We start from the raw sequence: 6,917 nt of genomic DNA on the forward strand, positions 1-6,917 counted from the left end.
GCGCTGGACGCCGGCGCGGAGGATGGCGTCGAGGAGGCCGGCGCGGGAGCGGAAGTGGTAGGTGATGGCGGAGTCGTTGCCTTGTCCGGCGAGGGCGACGATGTCGCGGGTGCGGGCGGCGTCGATGCCGTGGGCGGCGAAGAGGCGGGCGCCGGCGCGCATGAGGGCGTCGCGGGTGGCTCTTGCGTCCTTCGGCACGCGGATGATACTAACAGGACACGTTAATAACGGCGCCTGTTACAACCGGAGGCCGCGCATGACGGACGTCTACGACCCGTTCGCCCCTGAGTTCCAGGCCGACCCGTATCCGGCGTACCGGCGGCTCCGGGACGAGGACCCCGTCCACCGCCACGGCGATCCGCCGTTCTGGGCGCTGTCCCGGTTCGACGACATCTGGGCGGCGACGCGGGACGCCGGGACGTTCTCCTCCGCCCAGGGGCTGACGTTCCACCCCGACGAGATCGGCATGCTCGGCCTGGCGCCGACGATCGTGATGCTGGATCCGCCGCGCCACACCGTCCTGCGGCGGCTGATCAGCCACGGGTTCACGCCGCGCCGGGTCGCGGCGCTGGAGGACATGCTGCGGGAGTTCGTCCGGTCGAACATCGCGCGGATGGAGCGGAAGGCGGCCGACGGCGGGGCCCCTGACCTGCACGAGGACTTCTCCGCGCCGCTGCCGACGTTCGCGCTGGCGCACCTGCTCGGCGTCCCCGAAGCGGACCGGGCGCGGTTCACCCCCTGGGTGCGGGCGCTGACCACGCTTCAGGACGACGGGTTCGCCCCGGCGGCGCTGCGGGGCGGCGCGGCCGGCGCCGTCGCGGAGATGTTCGAGTACTTCACCGGCGTGATCGAGGCCCGCCGCGCCGAGCCGTCCGACGACCTGATCAGCGCGCTCACGGTGGCCGAGGCGGACGGGGAGCGCCTCGCCGACTGGGACATCCTCGGCTTCTGCTTCGTGATGGTCGCGGGCGGCAACGACACCACCGCCAACCTGATCTCACACGGGGTGAAACTGCTGGACACAGACCATGCGCAGCGCGAACGCCTGGTGGCCGACCCGTCCCTGATCCCGAACGCGCTGATGGAGTTTCTCCGAATGGAGGCCTCAGTGCAGGCACTGGCGCGCACCACGACCCGTCCGGTGAAGGTGCACGGGACGGAAATCCCCGAGGGCGAGAAAGTCCTGATGCTGTTCGGCTCAGCGAATCGGGACGAGCGCGAGTTCGGCCCGTCCGCCGGCGCCCTCGACATCACCCGGGAGATCCCGCGCCATGTGGGCTTTTCCAGCGGAGTCCATTTCTGCATCGGCTCGCACCTGGCGAAGCTTCAAGCCCGCGTCGCACTGGAGGAGCTTCTCCAGGCCCACCCCGGCATAGGCGTGGACCTGGAGAACTCTGAACGGATCTCGTCCCCTTTCACCCGAGGCTGGATTTCGCTTCCGGCCACGGGAATCGCCGCCTAACCCATGTGCGGGTATCCGTAGTCGGTCGGCGGGACGAGCGTCTCCTTGATGGAGCGCGGGGACGTCCAGCGGAGCAGGTTGAACATGGATCCGGCCTTGTCGTTGGTGCCGGACGCCCGCGCGCCGCCGAACGGCTGCTGCCCGACGACGGCGCCGGTCGGCTTGTCGTTGACGTAGAAGTTGCCGGCCGCGTACCGCAGCACCTCCGCCGTGCGGGCGATGGCGGCGCGGTCGGTCGCGATGACGGCGCCGGTCAGCGCGTAGTCCGCGACCGACTCCATCTGGGCGAGCATCTCCTCGTACCGGTCGTCCTCGTAGACGTGGACGCCGAGGACCGGCCCGAAGTACTCGGTCCGGAAGATCTCGTTCTCGGGGTCGCCCGACACGAGCACGGTCGGCCGGACGAAGTACCCGACCGAGTCGTCGTAGGTCCCGCCGGCGACGACCTCGACGCCCGGGTCGCCGTGCGCCCGGTCGATGGCGGCCTTGTTCTTGGCGAAGGCCCGCTCGTCGATCACGGCGCCGACGAAGTTCGAGAAGTCGCCGACGTCCCCCATCGCGAGCCCGTCGACCTCGGCGGCCAGCGCCTCCTTGAGCCCGCCTTCCCAGAGGGACCGCGGCACATAGGCACGCGACGCCGCGGAGCATTTCTGCCCCTGGTACTCGAACGCCCCCCGCACGAGAGCGGTCTTGAGGACGGCGGGATCGGCGGACGGGTGCGCGACGACGAAGTCCTTGCCGCCCGTCTCCCCCACCACCCGCGGATATCCGCGGAACTTCTCGATGTTGTTCCCGACCGTCTTCCACAGGTGCCGGAACGTCGCGGTGGACCCGGTGAAGTGAATCCCGGCCAATTCCGGATGCTGAAGCGCCACATCCGAAACCGCGACCCCGTCCCCGGTGACCAGATTGATGACACCGTCCGGCAGGCCGGCCTCTTCGAGCAGCCGCATCAGCAGCACGGCCGAGTACGTCTGCGTGGGCGACGGCTTCCACACCACCACGTTCCCCATGAGCGCGGGCGCCGTCGGAAGGTTCGCGGCGATCGCGGTGAAGTTGAACGGGGTGACCGCGTAGACGAACCCCTCCAGCGGCCGGTGGTCGGACCGGTTCCACACGCCCGCGCCGCTGATCGGCTGCTCGGCGAGGATCCGCCGCGCGAAGTGCACGTTGAACCGCCAGAAGTCGACCAGCTCGCACGGGCTGTCGATCTCCGCCTGCTGGACGGTCTTGGACTGCCCGAGCATCGTCGCGGCCAGCAGCGTCTCCCGCCACGGCCCGGCGAGCAGGTCGGCGGCCCGCAGGAAGACCGCGGCCCGGTCGTCGAACGACAGCGCCCGCCACGCCGGCGCCGCCGCCAGCGCGGCGTCGACGGCGTCCCGCGCGTCGTCCCGCGTGGCGGTCCCGAACGTCCCGAGCACCGACGCGTGCCGGTGCGGCTGGACGACGGCGACCTTGGCGCCGCCGCCGAGCCGCCGCTCGCCCCCGATCGTCATGGGCAGGTCGATCGGCGCGCCGGCGGTCAGCTCGGCGAGCTTGGCCTCCAGCCGGGCCCGCTCGGCGCTGCCGGGCGCATAGCCGCGCACCGGCTCGTTCACCGGCGTCGGAACTTCGGTCACGGCGTCCATCTGAAGGACCCTCCTTAACGGGAGACGAACGAACGGAGAAAGAAGACGAGATTGGCGGGCCTTTCGGCGAGCCGCCGCATGAAATACCCGTACCAGTCGGCCCCGTACGGAACGTAGACGCGCATCTGGTGGCCCTGGGCGAGCCGCCGCTGCTCGGCGGCCCGGATTCCGTAGAGCATCTGGAACTCGTAGGACGCCGGCGACCTTTCAGCGGCCAGCGCCAAAGCGATGTCGATGATCCGCGGGTCATGGCTGCCGACCATCGGGTACCCGTCCCCCCGCATCAGCAGCCGCAGCGCCCGGACATAGGCGCGGTCGACCTCGCCCCGCCCCTGAAAGGCCACCGAAGAAGGCTCCGCATAAGCACCCTTGACCAGTCGCACGCGCGAGCCCTCGTCGACCAGCTCCCGCAGGTCCCCTTCGCTTCTCCGCAGCATCGCCTGAACGGCGACCCCCACCCACGGGAAATCGCTGCGCAGCTTGCCGAGGGTCTCCAGCGTGGAGTCGACGGTCGTGTGGTCCTCCATGTCGAGCGTGACGGTCATCCCGACCCGTCCGGCCGCCGCGCAGATCTCCCGCGCGTGATCGAGGGCGAGTTCCCCCGGCAGCGCCTGCCCCAGCGCGGACAGCTTCACCGAGGCGTCGGCACCCCCGGCGAACCCGTGCTCGGCGAACGCCGCGAACATCCGCAGGTAGGCGTCCCGGGTGACGAGCGCCTGCGCGGGCTCCCGGGTGTCCTCACCCAGATGATCGAGGGTGACCCGCAAACCCCCCTCCGACAGCCTCCGCACCGTCCCGAGCGCGGCGTCCAGATCGTCACCGGCGACGAAGCGGTCGACGACTCCCCTGGTGAGGGGAATGGAGGTGACGAGATCACGCATCCGCCCGCTGCGTCCGGCAGCAAGAAGCAGGGCACTGAGCATGGAGGCCTCCAACACCGAGGAACACCTCGAACGCTAGGAGCAGCACAGCCCACCCCCTATAGTCAAATGCCACTTTGACCACCCGCCATCTTCATACAGATGCACAACAAGGAGCGTGCGATGGCACCCGACCTCCAGGAGATCGTGGAACAGGCGGCCGACCTCCTGCGCGCACCCGCGACGCTGGAGGACCGCGACTTCCACCTGGTCGCCTACGCCGCCCACGGCGACACGATCGACCCCGTCCGGATGGACTCGATCCTGCACCGCCGCGCCACCGAGGCCGTCCGCGCCCGCTTCGAACGCCACGGCATCGCCCGCGCGACGGGCCCCGTCCGCATCCCGGCGGACACGGCCCAAGGCCAACTGGCCCGCCTCTGCCTGCCCGCACGCTGGAACAACGTCACCTACGGCTACCTCTGGCTCCTGGACGACCGGAAACAGATCACGGACACCCAGGCGTCCAAAGCCATGCCCCTGTGCGAACGAGCCGGCCTCCTCATGGCCCGCCAGGCCCGCGAACGCGACGACCTCGGCTACAAGGTGGCGGACCTGCTCTCCACCCACCCCGACGTGCGGACCCAGGCGGCCGACGACCTCACCGACGCGAAGGCGGCCGACCCACCCCTGACCGTGGCCGTCCTGCGAACCCCGAGCCCCGAACCGCTCAACCCGTGGCTGCTCCCCCACTCCGTCCTGACCACGGTCTGGCAGCGGGACCATGTCCTGCTGATCCCGCAAGCGAACACCACGAACACGCTCACCCGGGCACGTCGCCTCCTGGAGGAACGCAACGCACCCGTCCAAGCAGGCGTCTACACGCCCTGCCCGACCCTGGACGACGTCCACGAGGGCTGGCTAAGAGCCCGCGTAGCGGCCAGAACCGCACCCCCAGGCGAAACCCGCGACTGGACGACCCTGGGCGCCCTGCGCCTGCTCCGAACGGCAGGCGACGAGGCCCTGGCCCAAACAACCCAAACCCCAGGCACCCAACGCCTACTGCAGAACAAGGACCTCACGGAAACGGCCCGCACCTACCTGGACCTGGCAGGCAACGTCCAGCGAACAGCCAAGACCCTGAACATCCACCGCCAGACCCTCTACCACCGCCTGCGCCGCATAGAAGACCTGACGTCCCTGGCCCTGACCAACGGCCAAGACCGCCTAACCCTCCACCTGGCCCTAACCTTGACCCCCCACCTCACCTGAAAGGTGGCCGTGGCGCTGCCGGAGTTCACGCTTGAGGATTTTGCCGCTCGGGTTTTTGGGCAGCGAGTCGGCCATCACCACGTACTTGGGCCGCTTGTACCCCGCGAGCCGCTCACGCACGTGCGCGGAAACATCGTCCGCTGTCAGGGCGAAGCCCTCCTTAGGCACGACCACAGCGGTAACGGCCTCGATCCAGTGCGGATGGCTGATCCCGAAGACGGCGACCTCGGCGACACCTTCCAGCTCGTAAACGGCCTCTTCGACCTCACGGCTGGCGACGTTCTCGCCACCCGTCTTGATCATGTCCTTCTTGCGATCGACAACGGACAGGTATCCGTCCGACGTCATCACGCCGAGGTCACCGGAGTGGAACCACCCGTCCCGGAACGCCTCGGCGGTCTTGGCGTCGTCGCGGTAGTACCCCAGAGCGGCATGCGGGCTCCGGTGAACGATCTCGCCGACCTCCCCGACCCCCACCAGGGCACCATCGTCATCGACGAGCCTGGTCTCGACATTGATAGCGGCGCGCCCGGCGCTGCCGGCCCGCTCAAGCTGCTCGTGCGGCCGCAGGATGGTGGCGAGCGGGGCCATCTCCGTCTGCCCGTAGAAGTTCCACAGCCGCACATCGGACAGCCGCCGCAGCAGTTCCCGCAGCACCTCCACGGGCATCGCGGAGGCGCCGTAGTACCCCTTCTTGAGACTCGACAGGTCCCGCCGGTCGAAGTCGGGGTGCCGGAGCAGCGAGATCCACACCGTGGGCGGGAAGAACAGCTTGGTGGCCTTCTCCCGCTCGATCGTCTCCAGCAGGACCGCCGGATCGGGCCCCGGCAGGATGATGCTGGTGGCCCCCAGATAGACGTCGACGGAGAAGAAGCAGTCGAGCTGCGCGCAGTGGTACATCGGCAGCGTGTGGACCTCGACGTCGTCGGAGCTCATCTCCCCGTCGATCACACAGCTCACGTACTGGCTGATGAGCGACCGGCTGGACAGCATCACGCCCTTGGGCCGCGACTCGGTCCCCGACGTGTACATGAGCCGCAGCGGGTCGTCGTCCCCCACGAGAACGTCCGGCGCGGTCTCGGGCCCTTCCCGCCACCAGGAGTCGACGTCCTCCCACCCGGCGCCGACGGGCCCTCCCGACAACGGAATCCACCCCCGGACACCACCCTCGACCCCGGCAGCCGCCAACGCCTTCTCGGCGGTAGGAGCGAGCGCGTCCTCCGCGATGATCCCGGACGCCCCGGAGTGCTCGACGATGTAGGCGATCTCCTCCGCGTTCAGCATGAAGTTGACCGGCACGAGCACGACCCCGAGCTTGGCCGTGGCGAACGCGAACACCGCGTACTGCCAGCAGTTATGACTGAGCAGCGCGACCCGGTCCCCTTGCCCGACCCCCCGCGCCGCCAGCGCGTGGGCCGCCCGGTTGACCGCGACATCGAACTCCGCGAACGTGACCCGCAACTCCCCACTGACGACGGCCACCTTGCCGGGATACCGCCGAGCGGTCCGATGCAGCAGATCCCCCAACGAGTGCTGACGAGCCCGAGCAACCGAGTCGACCACAAGACCACCTCCCGCAGAACCCCCAGGTAAGAGGGCAAGAGAAGCCGATCATAAGCGCCCCAGCCCTCTAACCGACCACCAAAAAAAAGGGGGGGCGGACCAGCCCCCGCACCCCAGGCGGGGGTCTAGGGG

At 69.4% G+C, this 6,917-nt stretch carries 6 protein-coding genes; 2 read left to right on the forward strand and 4 right to left on the reverse strand.

What is annotated here, in order from left to right:
• On the reverse strand, positions 1-198 hold a 198-nt coding region (locus tag E1293_RS42455; protein WP_207939431.1), incomplete at its 3' end, for a helix-turn-helix domain-containing protein.
• 58 nt (positions 199-256) lie between these two features.
• On the opposite strand from E1293_RS42455, the gene E1293_RS42460 reads away from it, so the two are divergent.
• Complete coding sequence (locus tag E1293_RS42460) at positions 257-1,462, forward strand: cytochrome P450 (protein ID WP_132205071.1); 1,206 nt, start codon at positions 257-259, stop codon at positions 1,460-1,462.
• Here E1293_RS42460 and pruA read toward each other — a convergent pair.
• Positions 1,459-3,090, reverse strand: a complete 1,632-nt coding sequence (pruA, locus tag E1293_RS42465; RefSeq protein WP_132205073.1) for an L-glutamate gamma-semialdehyde dehydrogenase — start codon at positions 3,088-3,090, stop codon at positions 1,459-1,461. The two genes, E1293_RS42460 and pruA, sit on opposite strands and share 4 nt — an antisense overlap.
• 14 nt (positions 3,091-3,104) lie before the next feature.
• Entirely contained in the window at positions 3,105-4,013 is a 909-nt protein-coding gene (locus E1293_RS42470) for a proline dehydrogenase family protein (RefSeq protein ID WP_132205075.1), read from the reverse strand.
• Between the two features lie 120 nt (positions 4,014-4,133).
• On the opposite strand from E1293_RS42470, the gene E1293_RS42475 reads away from it, so the two are divergent.
• Positions 4,134-5,222 (forward strand): PucR family transcriptional regulator, encoded by a 1,089-nt coding sequence (locus tag E1293_RS42475; protein ID WP_165978661.1) that lies wholly within the window; start codon positions 4,134-4,136, stop codon positions 5,220-5,222.
• On the opposite strand, the gene E1293_RS42480 is transcribed toward E1293_RS42475, so the two are convergent.
• Entirely contained in the window at positions 5,196-6,785 is a 1,590-nt protein-coding gene (locus E1293_RS42480; protein WP_132205079.1) for an acyl-CoA synthetase, read from the reverse strand. The genes E1293_RS42475 and E1293_RS42480 overlap by 27 nt on opposite strands.
• Positions 6,786-6,917: the final 132 nt, after the last annotated feature.

The organism is Actinomadura darangshiensis, assembly GCF_004349235.1.
GTDB classification, from domain to species: Bacteria; Actinomycetota; Actinomycetes; order Streptosporangiales; family Streptosporangiaceae; genus Spirillospora; species Spirillospora darangshiensis.

Bases quoted from the DNA above. Each gene is read 5' to 3' on its own strand.
- E1293_RS42460 (WP_132205071.1), top strand. From the start codon at position 257: ATGACGGACGTCTACGACCCGTTCGCCCCTGAGTTCCAGGCCGACCCG.
- pruA (WP_132205073.1), bottom strand. From the start codon at position 3,090: ATGGACGCCGTGACCGAAGTTCCGACGCCGGTGAACGAGCCGGTGCGC.
- E1293_RS42470 (WP_132205075.1), bottom strand. From the start codon at position 4,013: ATGCTCAGTGCCCTGCTTCTTGCTGCCGGACGCAGCGGGCGGATGCGT.
- E1293_RS42475 (WP_165978661.1), top strand. From the start codon at position 4,134: ATGGCACCCGACCTCCAGGAGATCGTGGAACAGGCGGCCGACCTCCTG.